Consider the following 17,952-nt stretch of genomic DNA (forward strand, 5'->3'; position numbering starts at 1 on the left):
ACGGCCTGCACCGATTCCGTTTATCCAAGTTTATCTGCCCCGACCAGACAGGGAAACATTACGGCGGTCACGGGACCCTCTCCAGAACCAGGTTGTGGAGTGTGTAATCAATCCCTCCGACGTCGTCAGGCACCGCAATCAGGAGGGAAAACCAATACCAGCGGCACGAACTCTGTCCGATTACCATTTCGGCGATTTGTCTTCCCGACTTCATTTCCGACGGAGAAGGCTTTGGTCCCAAATCGGCTCTCTCGGCGCAGTTGATATCGATGGTCAAAGGTGACGCCGCCGCTTCCGTATTGGCCGACATTGCCCATCGCGCGACATATTTCCCGGGCGAAAGACGGACAAGTTGGCGTGCGGCCACTCCGTTCGCGCCTCCCAAGGCAGAGATTGTAAGCGTTCGATTTGCGGTATCGATGGACGATCCCAAATTACCCGATGCAGCAAGTTGCCAATCGAACGGCGGCAGCAGTGGCTGGCGAGCAAAATTGGCGTTGACCAGCGGAAGCCTCCCGACCTCTCGAGTCAGTCCGGGCTGACCCAGCCTTACAGCCAGCTCGCGGGCCAGATTGAATTCTTCATTCTCCACCAGGCGGCGCACGAGTTTGCTGTCGGTCTGCTTGATGCGAAATTGCTTCCAGGGCGCGCCCATGATCGCCATGCGAATCCGACCAGCATTAGCTATGCTCGCAGGTTTGTCGAGGATCGTGCGCCAATAGTAAGGTGCCCAGTCCGGGTCGGGACCAAGCACCGGGATCAACGTGCGAACGGCATCGTCACGGCTCGTTGCATCGACCATGGCACCGATATAGACTGCCCGCGCGCGCGTGTCGGTAACGGCCGCTCGCGTCAGCCACCTAAAGAATTTCGCGTCGTCTTGGCGCTTGGCAGCCGCCTTGATTAGATATTGGCTGACAAGATTACTGCGGCGGCTGAGCAGCCCGGCCTGCTCGAAGATCGCTTCCTGCTCTGACAAATCCTTGCTGTGACGCCCCAAAGCAAGGAGGCCTACGGCGGTCACCGATAACGGATCATTCCGATAAGCGTCCTCTGCCAACAGAAGTTCCTGCCTGCTGAGTTGAGCACGCGGGTCCTTTTGCAACCGCTGCGCAAAGGTCGAGTAAGCGAGCGTGGCTCCGGCCGCACTATAAGCCGGAAGACCGAACGCCAAGCTCGCGGCCGGATTTCGATACTGCTCGCCAATTGTTCTGCTCCATAGCGCCACCCCGATCGCAGCAACGACCGCGACAAGCCAGCCCATGCCTTTGAAAAGGGTCACGACCGTATTTCCGATGCAGAAAATGCGCAGTATTCAACGATCATTTTGCTTCCGACGTCGCGCCGTAACCGTAGCCATAGCCATAGCCATAGCCATAGCCATAAGCCTGGTTCCGTAGCCCCACCTTCGTTACCACCGCACCGAACAGCTTGGCTCCCGACATCCGCAACCGGCTGAGCGCCAGCGAGATAGCGCGGCCCTTCGTCGAATTGGCCTCGATGACGAACAAGACACCTTCGACGCAGCGCGCAACGATCGGCGCGTCAGCCAAACCGAGCAGCGGAGCCGTATCGATCAGCACATGATCAAAGCGAGCCGAAAGAAGTTCGACAAGTTGGTCCAGCCGTTCGCTGCCAAGCAACTCGGCCGCATTGGGCGGCACCTTTCCTGCCGTGATCACCGAAAAACCCTTGTCCGGAAGCTCGACGATCATGGCATCGAGATTGTCATCACCGGCCAAATAATGAGTGAGTCCCAACTGGTTGGGAAGGCTCAAATAATGGTCCTGCGACGGGTTCCGGATATCGGCATCGATGAGGATCACGCTTTTTCCGGTGGCCGCGAGCACGGTCGCCAAGCTGAGCGAAGAGTTGCTCTTCCCCTCGCGAGGTTGCGACGACGTCAACATGAGCGTCCGCGGTGCCCCGTGGGTGGTCAGGAAACCCAGATTGGTCATCGCAGAGAAATAAGCCTCGTAAATGGCCGACTTTTTGTCGCTAATCGCTTCCGCGACCGGCTGGGAAGATTCCGGAATAGCGCCAAGGAGCGGCAAGCCGAACCGGTCCGCAACTTCCTGCGGATCCCGGACCGAGCTATCGATCTTTTCGAGGACAAAAATCGTCGCAGCGGCGGCCATGAGCCCGATGAACAGGGCGAGAGCGAGGTTTAGCAGAAGAATCGGGCTGGACGGGCTGCTGGAAACCATCGCGCGATCAACGATCGAGATATTGTTCGTCCCGACGCCCGAAACGCCGATTTCCTTGTACCGCTGCAGCAGCCCTTCGTACAATTGCCGGTTCGAATCAACTTCTCGCTGAAGGATTGCCATTTCGATCGATTCGCGCTGCTGCTGATTATATTGGCCTGTCAGCTTTTCCAGTTCGGCGCGCAATTCATCTTCCCGGCGGCTAGCCGCATTGAACGCTTCACGATTGCTTTGCGTCGAACGTGCTGTTTCGGCCACGATGCTTCGATCGAGACTGGCGAGTTGCGTTCGAAGCGAGACAATACGAGGATAGTCTTCCGCAAAGATCGTCCGCTGCTGAGCGAGCTCGGCTTCGAGCTCCGCTCGCTTCTGGCGAAGGTTCGCGATCGAAGGAGCATTGATCGCCGCGCTACCCGTCATCGTGTTCGCCAATTCGGCTTGGGCCGCAACGCGCAATTCCTTAGCCTTTGAAAGCGCCGAACTGATTGCTTCGATGTCTGCGCCGACCAGCGTCCGGGCTTGTGTTCGACCATTGGCGTCGGTCTGGGCAGCGATCGTCACAATACCCTTGCTGGTCCCGTAATTTATCAGTGCCCTTTCCGAGGCTTCCAGACCTTGCCGCAGGGCTTCAAGACGTTGCTCGAGATATCTTCTTGCATCGGAAGTCGCAGAGAAACGTCGGTCTATGGTCGCCTGCAAAAATTGTTGCGCCCACAGATTCGCCAACTTCGCCGACAGCTTGGCAGAAGGCGTGGAAAAGCTGACATCGACGAGGCTCGAATTACGAACCGGCGTCACATTCACATTTTTCAAAAGAATGGCAGCAATCGATTTACTGAGCTTTTGCCTTTCGCCGCTGCCAAGCGAAGCGTCGGCGCCTTCCAGCTTATACGCTTCGAGAAAATCCTTGTCGGCAGCCAAATTGCCTGCACGCGCGACGCGCTCGGCCAAGGATTCAGACTTCAGCAATGAATATTGCGTGTTGTAGAATGAAAGTTCGTTAAGCAACGCCTTCTCGCGCTGCCCCTCGACCGATGTTGCGACGGGCGCGTCGGGCAGGATTTCGATCCGCGTCTCTGACGAATATTGCGGCGTCGCAAGAAAAGTCGCAACAAGGCCAAGTAGCAAGGCACTCATAATGATGCCCAGCGCCAAGGTCCGGCGACTCCAGACGGCCGCCCAGATCCGGGCGAAGATCAGCGCTCCGGTCTCCTGAAAGTCCTTCGCGCCAATCTTGCGTTGACCGGCAAGATCGGCTTCCCATGCCAGAGCTTCGCTGGCTTCATTCTGTTTCATGTGAGCGGGGCCCTTATCAAAGCTCGCGAACTAGGAGGATAAGCGGCGAAAGGAATGCAGGAACCACCTGAAGAATGTCCTTGAATTGGCGACGCGCAGGCGAATCGCCTACAATAACGACATCATTCGGAAAGATTTCGGGGTCGGAATAATTCCCCCGCCGGATTGCCTGCAGATTATAGATGCCGACATATTGCTTCGCGCCGACATTGCGAAAAACCACGACATCCTCAAGCTTGGCGAATTCATTGACGCCGCCAGCCAATGCGACAGCGCGCATAAGCGTAACACGCCCAACGACGGGATAGGCGCCCGCCCGGTTTACCTGCCCATCGACCGTCACCGCCAAGGACTGGACGGCAAGCGGATTGGTCGAGGATTTAAAGTTCACCGTGACCTGCGGATCCCGAATATAGCGCCCTGCCAGTCTGGCACGTATGTCTTCTGAAACATCGTTGAGCGTCTTGCCCGCTGCCGCCACCGTACCGACGAGAGGGAATGAGAAATTACCTTCGCCGTCGGTCATGACGTCGCGCTGCATGTCGGGAACACCGAAAACTTCCACGCGCAGTTCGCTGAACGGCCCGACAAACGCCAGCCGGGTCGACCGGACCACATCGCCGGCCTCTGGGCGAGGCAGCGCCTCCAGGGCTGTCACCGGACTATTGGGGGCACTGCCTACCGGCGGCGGGTCTCCCGCACACCCTGCAAGCAGGGCGAGCGCCGAAGAGAGAAGAACGCGACGTAGATACATGAAGACCTTCGATTCCGAATGACGGCGATGAGGCCGGCTATAGAGAGTCCCCATTGGGCTTCAAGCTCAAATGTCGCCGAAACGCCCGAGAACTCGGGCAAAATACCAGCAAAACTAAGGCGATCGCCATCGCCTGCATCGAGGGGACACGGAGCGGATAATCCACGACGCTGGAACCGGCCAGAAGAAATATGACGACCAGCGCCATCAGCCGGTAATCGCCCCGACGGCCAGACAGGAGAGTCCGTATGCCCTGGCCTACGACCTGCCGCACCAGCCAAAGTAACGTCAGCAACAGGATGAGCGCAAACGGCAAGCCGCCGGTCAGTAGAACCTCCACCCAGTCATTATGTGCATGATTGAAATAGCCGGGGGCCAGCAAGTTGTCTGGCTCGAAAATCTTGTAAACATCCGGGAAGGATCCAAATCCGCTTCCCCAAATCCAAAAGGTCTCAAGCATGCTGGAAACCGTCGGCCAAGCGCGAACTCGCAGGTCAGCCGCCATATCCTGATCGGCCAGCCGGCTGAGCGCTGTCGTGCGATCCGCCCACAAGGCGGCGTTGAGCGTCAGGAACAAAAGAAGCGCAGGTAGGGCGAGAATGGCCAGTTGCGCCCAGCCCCCGAAGCGCTTCTTTTCTGTCGGCGAAACCTCCACTCGAGTTCCTCGCAGCGTAAAGGCCAACGTCAAATAGACGATCAGGATTACGCAGATCCCACCGATGAGCCCCGCCCGGGAGCCGATGAAAATTGTCAAAGAGGCGAACATGACCGCGGCGATCAGGAGAGCGAATTTTGTCGCGCCGCGCTGACGGCGGGCGAGAAATTCGTCGCGCAACAATGTTCCCGCGATCATCAGGGCGCAAGCCATGAAGATGGCGTGATGATTTCGATTGGCAAACAGCCCCACCATGGCATCGGCGTTGGTGATCCGGTACAGATAGGCGCCGCTCGCTCCGTCCGACAGGAGTTGAACGAAGCCCAGCAGAGCACTAACGCATGCTATTCCCACAAATGCGAAGAGAATGTAGGAAATATCTTCTACGCGCACCCTTGCCGCGAGCAAGAGCGTTGCAAAGGGCACCGTCATTGCCAACAGGCTGTTCAGGGTCTGCGATGGCGCCAACGAAAGCGGCCGCCAGAGATCATCCTCTCCAAGCAGGCGCCCCGTATCGGCAACAATTTCGCGGCCAGGCAACGCCTGCCATGCTTCCGGAGGCAGCGGAACCAGTTGCAGTGCCATCCAGACACTCGCCGCCACGAGCAATCCAAGCGGCACGGCGATCCGCACCCAATCCTCTTTGCGCATTTGGGTCGCGGCCCAGAAAGCAAAAAGAAGACTGCCGCCTCTCAGCAAGGGAACCGACGCTATGTCGCTTCGACTTGCGCCTCCCAGTAGAAAGACAAAACACAGGAAAAATATAAGCGGCAATGCCGATTTCAGGCTGTACCGGCTCGCTTGCGCCAAATTTCGGCGGCCGTTCCGCTTCTTCATCTTTTCCAACATCCCAAAAAGCCCTGTGGCGACCGGCTATCGACCGCTGTTCGATCCGCAAAAAAGGCCGCACCCAACCGGACCGACGGCTTCATGCGACCGTCCCTGCAAGGTCGCGCGATCGCTCTCATGGGCAGCGGCGCCGACCCGCGACAATTGCAGCCGAGACGCGTCCGGCGCTACAACCACATGCCTCGACCGACGGCAAGCCCAAAGATTTGTCTTGTAGCTTGCGACATGTATCGGCAGGAACATTTCGGTCGCGTCCGTCAAGGTGGTGTAATTTCGGCTGTGGCCGTGGGCCATCGTCAGGCGGCTTTGGCGGTGATGTGTAGGGGCTGATTTTCCTCCTCGATCATGGGTTGGTTGAGTTCGGCCATGCCTTCGATCTGCATGTATCGGTGCTGGAGCTGCCACTCGTCGTTCTGCTCCATCAGCACAGCCCCGACGAGGCGGATGATGCTGTCTTCGTTCGGGAAGATTCCGACGACGTCGGCGCGGCGCTTGACCTCCTTGTTGAGCCGCTCGAGCGGATTGGTTGAGTGTAACTTCGTGCGGTGCTGGGTGGGAAAGCCGGTGTAGGCGAGCACGTCGGTTTCGGCCTCGTCCATGCAGGCGCCGAGCTTGGGCCAACGGGTGCGCAACTGGTCGGCGACCTGTCGCCAGACCTGCGTTGCGCTTTTCTGATCGGGCTGCAGGAAGACCTGGCGGATCGCGGCGGCGACGACAGTGTTCTGGCCCTTGGGCACATAGGACAGGGCATTGCGCATGAAGTGCACCCGGCAGCGCTGCCAGGTGGCGCCCATGACGCGGGTGATCGCGCCCTTGAGGCCCTCGTGAGCATCGGAGATGACCAGCTTCACGCCGGTAAGACCGCGCCGAACAAGGTCCTTCAGGAAGTCGGACCAGAAGACCTCCGCTTCCGAGGGGCCGATATGCAGGCCGACGATCTCGCGCCGGCCCTCGGTGTTGACGGCCATGGCGATTATTGCGGCAACGCTGATGATCCGCCCGCCTTCGCGTACCTTGAGATAGGTGGCATCGAGCCAGAGATACGGCCATTCGCCGGTGAGCGGGCGTTTCAGAAAGGCATGGACGCGCTCGTCAATGTCCTTGCAAAGCTTGGAGACGGTGGACTTGGAGATGCCGGTCATGCCCATGGCCTGGACGAGTTCATCGACCCGCCGGGTGCTGACCCCGCCGATCCACGCTTCCTGGATCACCGCAACCAGCGCTTTCTCGACCATCTTGCGGGGCTCAAGGAAGCCCGGAAAGTAGGACCCAGCACGCAGCTTGGGGATTTTCAGGTTCAGCGTGCCTACCCGGGTATCCAGCGAACGGTCGCGATAGCCGTTGCGCCAGGTCGCGCGCTCGCTGCTGCGTTCGTGGCGACCCGCGCCGATCAGGCCATCAACGTCGGCCTCCATGATCAGCTGCAGCACGTTCTCGGCGATGGTGCGCAAAAAATCCGGTTGGCCGCCCTTCGCAGCAAGCTCTTCGATCAGTAATCTGTCCTCGGTCATCGGGAACTCCTCTTCGTCACGGTTGAAGTGTGCAAACTCCACCATAACGATGAACCCGGTGGCCACCAGCGACGCCGCATTCCGGGGTGGGGCATGCCCCACCCCGGAATACACCATCGCCTACACCGGAAATTACACCACGAGCGCGGACGCTAACAACATTTCGCGATGAACGGGACCATCCGGTCCGTAATTGCGACAGAATGGGCGCGGATATTTTTGACCTTCCTGTCCGCCAACCCGGTCGGCTGCCACTTTGCACAGGGAAAAATAATGGGTGAATATCGTGGGGATATTCAGATATTCCGGGCGCTTGCCGTCACACTGGTGCTTCTTTTTCACCTGGGAATAGCCGGCCTGCCTTCCGGTTTTCTGGGGGTTGATATCTTTTTTGTGATCAGCGGGTATCTGATGCAGAAGCTGCATCGAAACGATCATTCTGCGGTGAGCTTTTATCAACGACGCGCGCGACGCCTGCTGCCCGCCTATTTCGCTACGATATTCTTCACGTTGATCGCCGCGTATTGGGTTACATTGCCGATCGACTTCGCTCAAACCGCGCACCAGGCTGCGTTTGCGTCGATTTTTTCCTCCAACATCGGATATTGGCTACAAAATTCATATTTTTCCAAGGACAATTTCAACCCTCTGCTCCACCTTTGGTCGCTGGCGGTCGAAGTTCAATTCTATATCGCTTTTCCGCTCATTGCCTGGCTTTGCCGGGACCGGCGCTGGCTGCTTGTCGGCATCGCCTTGGCATCGTTCGCGCTTTGCTTGGTCGTTCTCACGGTAAGCCCCAAAACTGCCTTCTTCATGGTCCCCACACGCCTGTGGCAATTTGCCATTGGCATGTTTGCGGCAACTTGGTCGGGGCCTGCCGACAAGCGCGTAGGCGCCGCCTCCCTCGCTGCCATGACCGTCATTCCTCTTATCGCGCTGGGTGTCGACGCGCGCGATATATTATATGGACATCCCGGCGCTGCCGCGCTCGCGATATCCGGAGCCACCGCCGTCGCGCTGGCCAATCCGCTCGATCGTCGCTTTGTCGAATCGGCAATCGGCCGCGCCTTGCAACGCCTCGGAAATATTTCCTATTCGCTATATCTGGCGCATTGGCCCGTGCTCGTTCTGTTGCATTATCGACCCTTTGGAGGAACGATCACCGGCGGAGGCAGCGTCGCGCTTTTCCTGGTTTCGCTCGTTTTGATCGGAGCGGCCGCATTGGCGCTTTACGGGTGTTTCGAACGACCGGGCCCAAAAATCTATACTGCCAAGCGCGCCGTCCTGGTCGCGACCACCCTGGCCGGCACGGCCATTCTGGCTCCCTCGCTTCAACAAACGCGGTTTTCGGGCGAGCAGCGGCAGATATTCGCCGGCGCCACCGACCGGTCGACCTATCGGTGCGGGAAGATGTTCCGAATAGAATCGCCAGGTGAAAGCCTTTGCGCGATCGGAAAGGGCGAAAAGACCGTTTTATTGATCGGCGACAGCCATTCGGATTCGATCAAACAGACGTTCGCCAAAACGGCTTCCCAAAACGGATTTGCCACATATTTTTCGGTCGATAACACGCCGTTGATCTCCGGCGGCAACGACGCCGATTGGCTGGTCCACGAAGCGGAACGGAAGAATGCCGACCGGGTATATCTTCATTTCGCGCCGAAGAACCTGAATCCCGCAATAATCCTGGACGCGGCGCACCGCTTGCGGTCGGCGGGAGTCCAGACCGTTCTGATCGCCCCTGTCCCGATTTATTCGGGCAATGTGCTGGTGAGCCTTTATGATCACGACGCCCATGGCAAACCCCTGCCCCGGCAAACGCTCGTTGAATATGACAAGCTCAATCGCGCCAAACTCGACGCGATTGGCAATGGCGGCGTACCGATCATCGAGGTCGCGGCGACGATGTGCGATCCTGTGTGCCGCCTTACCGATGCCAACGGCGATCCAGCCTATTTTGACGACACCCATTTGACGCTGTCCGGCGCCCGCATGATCGAACGCCTCCTGAATCAGGATTTCGAAGCGCGGCGATAACCGCATCGTGCCCGCTTTGGCAGGATCGAATGGGGGACCGGACCATTACCGAAGGGCTTCATTGCACGGCCGGAGGGCGGCCGCGGCAAAAATGGCCGGCAGCGCGAGCCTAGGCCGCGCTCTTTCGAAATGCGTAGCTACCGCCATTGCGGCCAATCTCGGCAAAGCCTTTTTCTGCCAGAAACGCCAGCAGCTTTTCGATCGGTTGATCGCCCACGAGCTTGCGGTGCGTCTCTATCACGATCTTCTCGAAAAGCAGAAAATGATCGAGAGGGATCGCCGCTTCTCCACCCTCGATATCCATCACCAACGCAGTGGGCGGCACTGCCATGGCTTTCGCCAGCGAGGGCAGCGAGCGTGATGGAACCGAAACGCGTCGCTCGCCCTTTCGAGACGTCGTGCTGGACGACCAGAAGTCGCGGTTGATGCCGAACGATATCGTGCCGTCTACCGCTGCGACTGCCGCGTGTGTAAGTTTCGGGCTCGCAAGACCATTGAGTTCGAAATTCCGGTGGATCACTGGGATCATCTCTTCATTGGCTTCAACCATGTCATATGATCTGACGCCAATATTCTTCAGGCAATGTATCGCCAGAAAACCTGTGGCAGAGCCTGCTTCCAGCACCACGTCATTTTCGTCGAGGACGGCAGACGCGAGTTCGGCATCCTCCGTCTCATAGCCCTTGTGCATCACATAGCGCATCCGGGGAGACGCATTGTCGAGCGTAAGCGTGATGCCCGCGACATCGACGACCGAATTCCGGTGGGTGGCGGCGAATAGAGCATCTCTGACTTTTCTTGCAAACTCGATCATTCAAAATCCCCAATAACGCGTCAGCGGTCGTCGTGCAAAATCCGCACCGCCCGACGTGGCAGAATGTTTGCATAGCAAAATAACTGACGTTTAGTTTCAATTCGTCCAGCAAGCGATCTCTATTTCAGCAGGTCGACGGCGAAGGCGCGGACGTCGGCCGCCATGTCGGGCCGCGTGAGCGCGACGGCCAGATTGGCCTGAATATAGCCCGCCTTCGACCCGCAGTCATAGCGCGTGCCGTCGAAGGTCACGGCGTGGAAGGGCTGCTTGCCGATCATCGTCGCCATCGCGTCGGTGAGCTGGATTTCGCCGCCGGCGCCCTTTTCCTGCCGTTCGAGCACGCGCATCACTTCGGGCTGGAGGATATAGCGGCCCGAGATGATGAGGTTCGACGGCGCGTCGGCGACTGCGGGCTTTTCGACGAGTCCGGTGACTTCGGTCAGCGCGCCGTCGGCCTTGCCGGGGGCGATGACGCCGTAGCTCGAGACTTGCGCGCGCGGCACTTCGAGCACCGAGATCAGGTTGCCGCCGACGCGATGGTAGGCGTCGACCATCTGTTTCATGCAGCCGGGCGAGCCGTGCATGAATTCGTCGGGCAGAAAGATCGCAAAGGGTTCGTCGCCGACGATGTCGCGCGCGCACCAGATGGCATGGCCGAGCCCCATCGGTTCCTGTTGCCGGACATAGGCGCAATTGCCGGGGCCGAGGCGGGTCGGTTCGAGCACCGACAGATCCTTGCCGCGTTCGGACATCGTCTTTTCGAGTTCGAACGCGATATCGAAATGATCCTCGATCGCGCTCTTGCCGCGGCCGGTGACGAAGATCATCTGCTCGATCCCCGCCTCGCGCGCTTCGTCGACCGCATATTGGATCAGCGGCCGGTCGACGACGGGCAGCATTTCCTTCGGGATCGCCTTGGTCGCGGGCAGGAATCGCGTGCCGAGACCGGCGACGGGAAAGACGGCTTTGCGGATCGGCTTCATCGGCGCCGCCTATCGGCAATTAATGTCGAAAGAAAGACAATATAGCCCATTCAACGACTGAACGCGGCGAATGCATTGGGGCGCAGGGCCGAAGGGAGCGCAAGTTTCGCCGCACCCAAAAATCAAACCCCAACCCCCTTTCCGGCTTCCCGATTTATCCCTACTGACGCGCCCGGTTAGCGTCGATGAAACGCATCATGATAAAGGAGTCTTGCATGAAAATCGCCATGATCGGAACCGGCTATGTCGGGCTGGTATCGGGGGCGTGCTTTTCCGATTTCGGCCATGACGTCGTCTGTGTCGACAAGGATGCCGGCAAGATCGAGGCGCTGAACGCGGGGCGGATGCCGATTTACGAGCCCGGCCTCGATTCGCTGGTGGCCAAGAATGTCGCGGCGGGCCGCCTGTCCTTCACCACCGATCTTGCGCCTGCGGTTGCCGGGGCCGACGCGGTGTTCATCGCGGTCGGGACGCCGTCGCGCCGCGGCGATGGCCATGCCGATCTTTCCTATGTCTTCGGCGCCGCCGAGGAACTGGCGGCGACGCTCGACCATGATTGCGTGATCGTCACCAAATCGACCGTCCCGGTCGGCACCGGCGACGAGGTCGAGCGTATCCTGCGCGAGGGCGCACCGGGGCGCGCGCACAGCGTTGCCTCGAATCCCGAATTCTTGCGCGAAGGTGCCGCGATCGGCGATTTCAAGCGCCCCGACCGCATCGTGATCGGTGCCGAAGACGCGCACGGCGAGTCCGTCCTCCGCGAAGTTTACCGGCCGCTCTTCCTCAACGAAGCCCCGATCCTCGTCACGCGCCGGCGCACCGCCGAAATGATCAAATATGCCGCCAACGCCTTCCTCGCGACCAAGATCACCTTCATCAACGAGATCGCCGATCTCTGCGAGGCCGTCGGCGCCGAGGTGCAGGACGTCGCGCGCGGCATCGGCCTCGACAATCGGATCGGCGCGAAATTCCTCCACGCCGGTCCCGGCTATGGCGGCAGTTGCTTCCCTAAGGACACGCTTGCGCTGCTGAAAACCGCGCAGGACAATGAAGTGCCGCTACGCCTCGTCGAGGCGACAGTGCAGGCCAACGACCTGCGCAAGCGCGCGATGGGCCGCAAGATCATCGCGGCGATGGGCGGCAACGCGCGCGGCAAGACGGTCGCGCTGCTCGGGCTGACGTTCAAGCCGAACACCGACGACATGCGCGATTCGCCGAGCCTCGCGATCGTCCAGACGCTGCTCGACGCCGGCGCGCGCGTCACCGCTTATGATCCCGAAGGGATGGAGATCGCGGCGCCGATGATGCCCGAGGTCGAAATGAAGGCGAGCGCCTATGCCGCAGCCGAAGGCGCCGACGCGGTGGCGATCATCACCGAATGGGACGCCTTCCGCGCGCTCGATCTCGCGCGGCTTGGCGGCAGCATGGCCGACAAATTGCTCGTTGACCTCCGCAACATCTATCGCCGCGACGAAGTCCTCCGGCATGGCTTTCGCCACATCGCTATTGGAACCCGCGCCGAATAAGGGCTGGCGCGGCCCGCAGTTTTGCCGGATGGATCAAGCTATGAGCTGTAGTTCGGTTTCGCGCGCAAACAGGTAGCGCCTGGCTTCACCCTCAAGACAGATTGCGGCGAGTATCCCGCTCCGAAAAGCGCCGGTATCGATCCCGATCCGGTTCATCTGCTCGTCGGGTTCGGCCGAAATGCTATGGCCGTGTATGATCATTTTGCCATGTTCGCTCATGTCGTCGAGGAATTCATCCCGTATCCAGCGTAAGTCCGTCATTGACTGCTTTTCCAACGGCACGCCGGGCCGGATGCCAGCATGGACGAAGGCATAGTCACCGATTTCGATTACATCCTCGCCCATTCCGAGAAACCGGACATGTTCAGCGGGCACCAGATCGGGTAGCCGCTCGGCCACTTCCTCGAAGCTTGCGGCATCGAGGCTTCCGTCGTCGTTCCAATAGCTGCGTACCGTCGCATCGCCGCCGATCCGCATAAAATAGCGCAGGCGCCGCACGTCGCCGGTCAAGGCAGCCAGAAAACATTCCTCATGGTTGCCGATCAGCAGGCGGGTGTCCGGAAACTCTTCGCGCAGGCGAATCGCGCGCTCCACCACGGCCGCCGATGCAGGACCGCGGTCGATGAGATCGCCGAGCAGGACAATCGTAAGGTCGGCGGGACCCCGCCGTGCGTGGTCGGCGCGGATCAGGTCCATCATCTGGGCGAACAGATCGTCGCGGCCATGAATATCACCGATCGCATAAACACGACGACCTTCCGGAATGGCGTGGTTGCCACGAGCCACCCCGACTGGTTTGCTATTTCGTTTCCAGAACATGAAAAGTCCAACCGATCTGCCGTCCATACGCCATTGGCGGCCGCAGCCATCCGCTCTCGCGACGACACCTGCCCCCCTAGGCGCTAAAATCCCAAGTGACAATATACGCCGAAACGAAGCAATTGTTGCAATAACCGCCGCAGCACTACCAAATGCGTTGTTGAAAATCGTTCAACTTAAGAGCGCTGCAAGATTTTGAGCCTAAACTCTCATCAACGAAACTCGGGGCGTTGCCGCTGATGTCGCCAGCCCGCAGGAGTCCTGCTGTATGAAGGTCATGACGGTTTTCGGGACGCGACCGGAAGCAATCAAAATGTTTCCGGTCGTGCATGCCCTGCAGCGTCAGCCGGACATTGACGTCCGCGTCTGCGTAACTGCGCAGCATCGTGCGATGCTCGACCAAGTCCTCGATATCGCGCGAATCGTTCCCGACATCGACCTTGACGTCATGGAACCGAACCAAACACTCGATGGCTTGCTTGCGCGCTTGGTAACGGGCCTGGGCGAAACCTTCGACGCTGAAAAACCCGATCGAATCCTCGTCCATGGCGACACGCTGACGACCATGGCAGCCACGCTGTCAGCTTATTTCCGGAAGATTCCGGTGGGCCATGTCGAAGCCGGGCTGCGCAGCGGAAACATTTACCACCCATGGCCCGAAGAGGTAAATCGCAAGGTCACGGGCGCGGTCGCCGATTTGCATTTCGCGCCGACCGAGACCGCCGCTGCCGCGCTCCGCGCAGAAAATGTTGCCGCGGATCGCATTCATATTACCGGCAATACGGTAATCGACGCCCTGCTCGCCACCAAGGCACGAATTGACACGGAGCCCACCCTCGCAACGGCACTCGATCCGCTCGTTCGCCGTTTTACCGGCAAGCGCATCGTCGCCGTTACCTCGCATCGTCGCGAGAATTTCGGCGAAGGCATGAAGGCGATCGCGGAGGCGATCGCGGCAATCGCGGCCCGCCCGGATGTCGCCGTCGTGTTTCCGGTCCATCCCAACCCGCAGGTGCGCAGCGCGATGGAGCCGATCCTTGGCAATCTGGCGAACGTCGCGCTGATCGACCCGCTCGATTATCCCCATTTCGTCCGCCTGCTCAGCGTCAGCGAGCTGATCCTGACCGACAGCGGCGGGGTGCAGGAAGAAGCGCCCTCGCTCGGCAAGCCAGTGCTCGTGATGCGCGAAACAACCGAGCGCCCTGAGGGCATTGCCGCGGGCACGGCGCGACTGGTAGGCACCGACCGCGACCGCATCGTTACCGAAATTTTCAGCCTTTTAGACGATGAGGATGCTTATGCCGCCATGGCCCGCGCCCACAATCCTTTCGGCGACGGCTCGGCGGGAGCCCAGATTGCGGAGATTGTCGCGCGTGCCGGTTGATATCGAACATAAAGTTACCGTGGTCGGGCTGGGATATATCGGCCTGCCCACTGCAGCGCTCATCGCCCGTTCGGGCTGCAAGGTTACGGGCATCGACGTCAGCGCGCATGTCGTCGAAACGGTCAACAGCGGCCGCGTCCATATCGAGGAAGTCGATCTCGACGGCCTCGTCCAGGGTGTCGTGTCGCGCGGCGCACTCGTCGCCTCGACCGAAACCGTCGCGGCTGACACCTATGTCATTGCCGTCCCGACACCACACGACGAAGCGCATCGTCCCGACGTCACCTACGTGCTCGATGCCGCGCGCAAGATCACGAAGGTGCTGGAACCCGGAAACCTCGTCATTCTCGAATCGACCTCGCCCGTCGGCACGACCGAGAAGGTGGCGGAACTGCTCGCCGCCGAGCGCCCCGACCTCAAGATTCCCGGACGCTGCTCGGGCACCCCCGACATCTTTCTCGCTTATTGTCCCGAGCGCGTGCTGCCGGGGCGCATCCTCGTCGAACTGGTTGACAACGACCGTTGTATCGGCGGCATCACGCCGCGCTGCGCGCGCCGTGCGATGACCTTTTATAGACGGTTCGTCCGCGGCGCCTGCGTGACCACCACGGCGCGTGCCGCCGAAATGGTCAAGCTGGTCGAAAACAGCTACCGCGATGTCAACATCGCCTTCGCCAACGAATTGTCGATGATCGCCGACAAGATGGGCGTCGATGTGTGGGACGTGATCCGCCTCGCCAACCGCCACCCGCGTGTCAATATCCTGCAGCCAGGTCCTGGCGTCGGCGGCCATTGCATCGCGGTCGATCCCTGGTTCCTCGTCCACGGCGCTCCCGACGAAAGTCGGCTGATCCGCACCGCGCGAGAAGTGAACCTCGCGAAAACTTCGCATGTCATCGCCGCCACGTCCGCGCTGATCGCGCGCTTTCCTGACGTCCGGGTCGGCGTCCTCGGTCTCGCCTTCAAACCGAATATAGATGATTTTCGCGAGAGCCCTGCGGTTGAGATCGCCGCAGCGCTCGTCCGCGAGTTTGGCGCGCGTATTCAGCTTGTCGAGCCCTATGCGAAAACTCTGCCGGATGAATTGTCTGGCACCGGAGCTAAACTGGTCGAACTCGACGACGCACTTTCCGAATGCGAAATTCTGATTGTTCTTGTCGATCATGACGTGTTCAAATCGGTGCCGCTTGAGGAACGCTTGGACAAGACCGTATATGACACGCGCGGGCTGTGGCCTGATCAGCCGGAAGGTGAAAATCTCGGTCGCGTTCATCAACTGGCTTAGGGTAGAAGACTGGCCGATGGAACATCCAGAGCAGAAGAATCTGCGTGATCAATGACGGGCGCTGCAAGAGTTTAAGATGGGCAATTGCCCTGTCCTTTGGGCTCGCGCTTGCCACGCCAGCGCAAGCCCAATCTGCCGCCGAATGGGAGATCGGTCCGATAATCCGGGGTACAAACTACTCCGTCGGATTACCGAGCCACCCGACGCCACAGGGTAAAGGCTGGTTCTTCGATTTCCCTTACCCCTCTGAAACGCAAGGCCACGTGCACTATGTGACCGTTCGGCGTGGTCCGTTGGCCGGAAAATCAAAGATCGTGGTCCGTTATCGAATTGATGCCGCACCCGAAGTGAAATTCATTCCGCGCCAATTTCCTCACCGGACGGCAGCTATAACATTATATTTCCAGAGGAAAAACGACAGTTGGACGGCCAAGGGAAGATATGACTTCTTTCGCTGGTTTGCTGCCACTTCGACTATGCAGCCCCTTGCGCCCGGGCTTTACGAACTGACGGTTCGCCTCGACGCTCCAAACTGGGGCTCAGTAATGGGCCAGCAGTCCGGCTTGCATCCGGCAGAGTTTCGGGCGGCGCTTTCCGAAGCGGACCGTGTTGGCCTGTTGTTCGGTTCTCGCGGCGGGAGAGGGCATGGCGTCTTTGCTACGGGTCCGGCCCGCTTCACCATGCTCTCGTTCAACGTTCTGTGAAGATGGGTACGGTGCCTTAGCAATTCCAGCAAGATCCAGGACTATGTCGCCCGTAGAGCCGTACGGCAGTTTAATGCATCAGGTGCGCGGAGAACCCTTTTGTAGAAAGTCACTCTCGCGTCTATTCTCGCCGAATTGCGACCGCCTTTCTAAATCGGGCGAGCGCACGCATCATGTGATACTCAATGCACTTTTCCCCAACACCGATATGATCGGCGATCACTCGATAGGACATGCCCTTCAGCCGGTGCATCAGGAACACTCGTCGGGTTCGTCTCGGCAGATCTAGTAGCATTCGACGATAGGCTGCTCGAATCTCCCGCCCCTCAATCTTCCATTCCTGTTCCGGAGCGAGCGGAGCATCGCGGGCCTCGTCCAATGGATGGAGCATGCAACCTTTTCGATGCCAAGTCCGCGCCCGGTCGATTATCAGATTGCGAGCCGTCCGCGTCAAATAGCCATTGGGATTTTCGAGCCTATCGAAAGTCCCGCTTCGCAGCACACAGGTAAATGCCTCCTGGACGAGGTCCGGAGCTTCATCACGCCCAACTTTCCTCCGGAAGAAGTGGAATATCCGATCATGCTCCGCCCGGTAGAATGCTTCGAACGTGGGGTAGGGTCCCGCAGCGGTCATGGCTGGTCTCCCCCGCGCTCACCGATGGGCAGCGACGCATCTCGCGACGCGCGGTAGAGGGTGATCCCGCCCTCGATCCGATCGAGAATGAAGGTGTCGCCCTCGGCCCTTGCCGCGCGGATGTCGGACTTCGAGTAAATCTCGACATCGACCGCACAGCGATTGCCCAATTCGCGGTCAATCGTCGCGCACGCGCGCCGCCAACAACGCTCGTCGGTGAAGAGCGGATGATTGACGACGACCCAGAATTCATAATCGGAAAATTCGATCGTCCGGCTGTCTTCGTACCAGGATCGCCGCGCGTAGGGACCGATAAGGATGATCCGCTTGATCTGTCCCGGCTCGGGCGCCTGAACCTGCGAGGGGGCGAACAGGCCGCGCAGGATGCGGGTGATACGCTCGATTTCGTGCTGCTTGCGCCGGATGAGGTGGCCGACGCGCGCCATCACGACTTCGCGCGCGTAAACGTCGGTTATTGGGGGTATCATTTGCAG

At 59.6% G+C, this 17,952-nt stretch carries 15 protein-coding genes; 5 read left to right on the top strand and 10 right to left on the bottom strand.

Features of this window, described 5'->3' with window-relative positions; translation table 11 throughout:
* Positions 1 to 67: 67 nt before the first annotated feature.
* The 5 genes from LH19_RS21940 to LH19_RS21960 all read right to left on the bottom strand — a co-directional run bounded on the left by LH19_RS21940 (position 68) and on the right by LH19_RS21960 (position 7,272).
* Positions 68 to 1,282, bottom strand: coding sequence for a hypothetical protein (locus tag LH19_RS21940; RefSeq protein ID WP_054731844.1), 1,215 nt, complete (start codon positions 1,280 to 1,282; stop codon positions 68 to 70).
* A gap of 40 nt (positions 1,283 to 1,322) precedes the next feature.
* Positions 1,323 to 3,503 carry a GumC family protein gene (locus tag LH19_RS21945; protein WP_054731845.1) on the bottom strand — a complete coding sequence of 727 codons (2,181 nt, stop codon included), beginning with the start codon at positions 3,501 to 3,503 and terminating at the stop codon, positions 1,323 to 1,325.
* Positions 3,504 to 3,519: 16 nt separating this feature from the next.
* Entirely contained in the window at positions 3,520 to 4,257 is a 738-nt protein-coding gene (locus LH19_RS21950) for a polysaccharide biosynthesis/export family protein (RefSeq protein ID WP_082396036.1), read from the bottom strand.
* A 37-nt stretch (positions 4,258 to 4,294) separates the two neighbouring features.
* The gene (locus tag LH19_RS21955) at positions 4,295 to 5,761 is read right to left on the bottom strand and encodes an O-antigen ligase family protein (protein WP_054731846.1); all 1,467 of its coding nucleotides are present in this window, start codon (positions 5,759 to 5,761) and stop codon (positions 4,295 to 4,297) included.
* A 296-nt stretch (positions 5,762 to 6,057) separates the two neighbouring features.
* Complete coding sequence (locus tag LH19_RS21960; protein ID WP_006954973.1) at positions 6,058 to 7,272, bottom strand: IS256-like element ISSpma2 family transposase; 1,215 nt, start codon at positions 7,270 to 7,272, stop codon at positions 6,058 to 6,060.
* A 168-nt stretch (positions 7,273 to 7,440) separates the two neighbouring features.
* On the opposite strand from LH19_RS21960, the gene LH19_RS21965 reads away from it, so the two are divergent.
* Complete coding sequence (locus LH19_RS21965) at positions 7,441 to 9,309, top strand: acyltransferase family protein (protein ID WP_082396038.1); 1,869 nt, start codon at positions 7,441 to 7,443, stop codon at positions 9,307 to 9,309.
* A gap of 109 nt (positions 9,310 to 9,418) precedes the next feature.
* Here the strand turns inward: LH19_RS21965 and LH19_RS21970 are convergent, their stop codons facing one another.
* Together LH19_RS21970 and galU are read right to left on the bottom strand one after the other, a co-directional pair.
* Complete coding sequence (locus LH19_RS21970) at positions 9,419 to 10,123, bottom strand: FkbM family methyltransferase (RefSeq protein WP_054731848.1); 705 nt, start codon at positions 10,121 to 10,123, stop codon at positions 9,419 to 9,421.
* 119 nt (positions 10,124 to 10,242) lie between these two features.
* A complete protein-coding gene (gene galU / locus LH19_RS21975) occupies positions 10,243 to 11,106 on the bottom strand; it encodes a UTP--glucose-1-phosphate uridylyltransferase GalU (protein ID WP_054731849.1) in 864 nt (287 codons plus the stop codon).
* 215 nt (positions 11,107 to 11,321) lie between these two features.
* Between galU and LH19_RS21980 the strand changes: the two genes are divergently transcribed.
* Complete coding sequence (locus LH19_RS21980; protein ID WP_054731850.1) at positions 11,322 to 12,632, top strand: UDP-glucose dehydrogenase family protein; 1,311 nt, start codon at positions 11,322 to 11,324, stop codon at positions 12,630 to 12,632.
* A 33-nt stretch (positions 12,633 to 12,665) separates the two neighbouring features.
* Here LH19_RS21980 and LH19_RS21985 read toward each other — a convergent pair whose 3' ends face one another.
* Positions 12,666 to 13,451 carry a metallophosphoesterase gene (locus LH19_RS21985; protein ID WP_054731851.1) on the bottom strand — a complete coding sequence of 262 codons (786 nt, stop codon included), beginning with the start codon at positions 13,449 to 13,451 and terminating at the stop codon, positions 12,666 to 12,668.
* Between the two features lie 268 nt (positions 13,452 to 13,719).
* Between LH19_RS21985 and wecB the strand changes: the two genes are divergently transcribed.
* From wecB to LH19_RS28865, 3 genes are read left to right on the top strand one after another with little or no spacing between them, the layout of a single operon-like run.
* Entirely contained in the window at positions 13,720 to 14,835 is a 1,116-nt protein-coding gene (gene wecB, locus LH19_RS21990; RefSeq protein WP_054731852.1) for a non-hydrolyzing UDP-N-acetylglucosamine 2-epimerase, read from the top strand.
* Positions 14,825 to 16,120, top strand: coding sequence for a UDP-N-acetyl-D-mannosamine dehydrogenase (wecC, locus tag LH19_RS21995; protein ID WP_054734131.1), 1,296 nt, complete (start codon positions 14,825 to 14,827; stop codon positions 16,118 to 16,120). The genes wecB and wecC overlap by 11 nt, the downstream gene beginning before the upstream one ends.
* Positions 16,121 to 16,164: 44 nt before the next feature.
* The gene (locus LH19_RS28865) at positions 16,165 to 16,824 is read left to right on the top strand and encodes a hypothetical protein (protein WP_145923567.1); all 660 of its coding nucleotides are present in this window, start codon (positions 16,165 to 16,167) and stop codon (positions 16,822 to 16,824) included.
* A gap of 121 nt (positions 16,825 to 16,945) precedes the next feature.
* On the opposite strand, the gene LH19_RS22005 is transcribed toward LH19_RS28865, so the two are convergent.
* Together LH19_RS22005 and LH19_RS22010 are read right to left on the bottom strand one after the other, a co-directional pair.
* Positions 16,946 to 17,458: an RNA polymerase sigma factor gene (locus tag LH19_RS22005; protein WP_054731854.1), complete on the bottom strand. Its 513-nt coding sequence runs from the start codon at positions 17,456 to 17,458 to the stop codon at positions 16,946 to 16,948.
* Positions 17,455 to 17,946, bottom strand: a complete 492-nt coding sequence (locus LH19_RS22010) for a hypothetical protein (protein WP_234716000.1) — start codon at positions 17,944 to 17,946, stop codon at positions 17,455 to 17,457. The genes LH19_RS22005 and LH19_RS22010 overlap by 4 nt, the downstream gene beginning before the upstream one ends.
* Between the last annotated feature and the right edge of the window lie 6 nt (positions 17,947 to 17,952).

The sequence above is a fragment of the Sphingopyxis macrogoltabida genome, from assembly GCF_001314325.1.
Taxonomy (GTDB): Bacteria; Pseudomonadota; Alphaproteobacteria; order Sphingomonadales; family Sphingomonadaceae; genus Sphingopyxis; species Sphingopyxis macrogoltabida.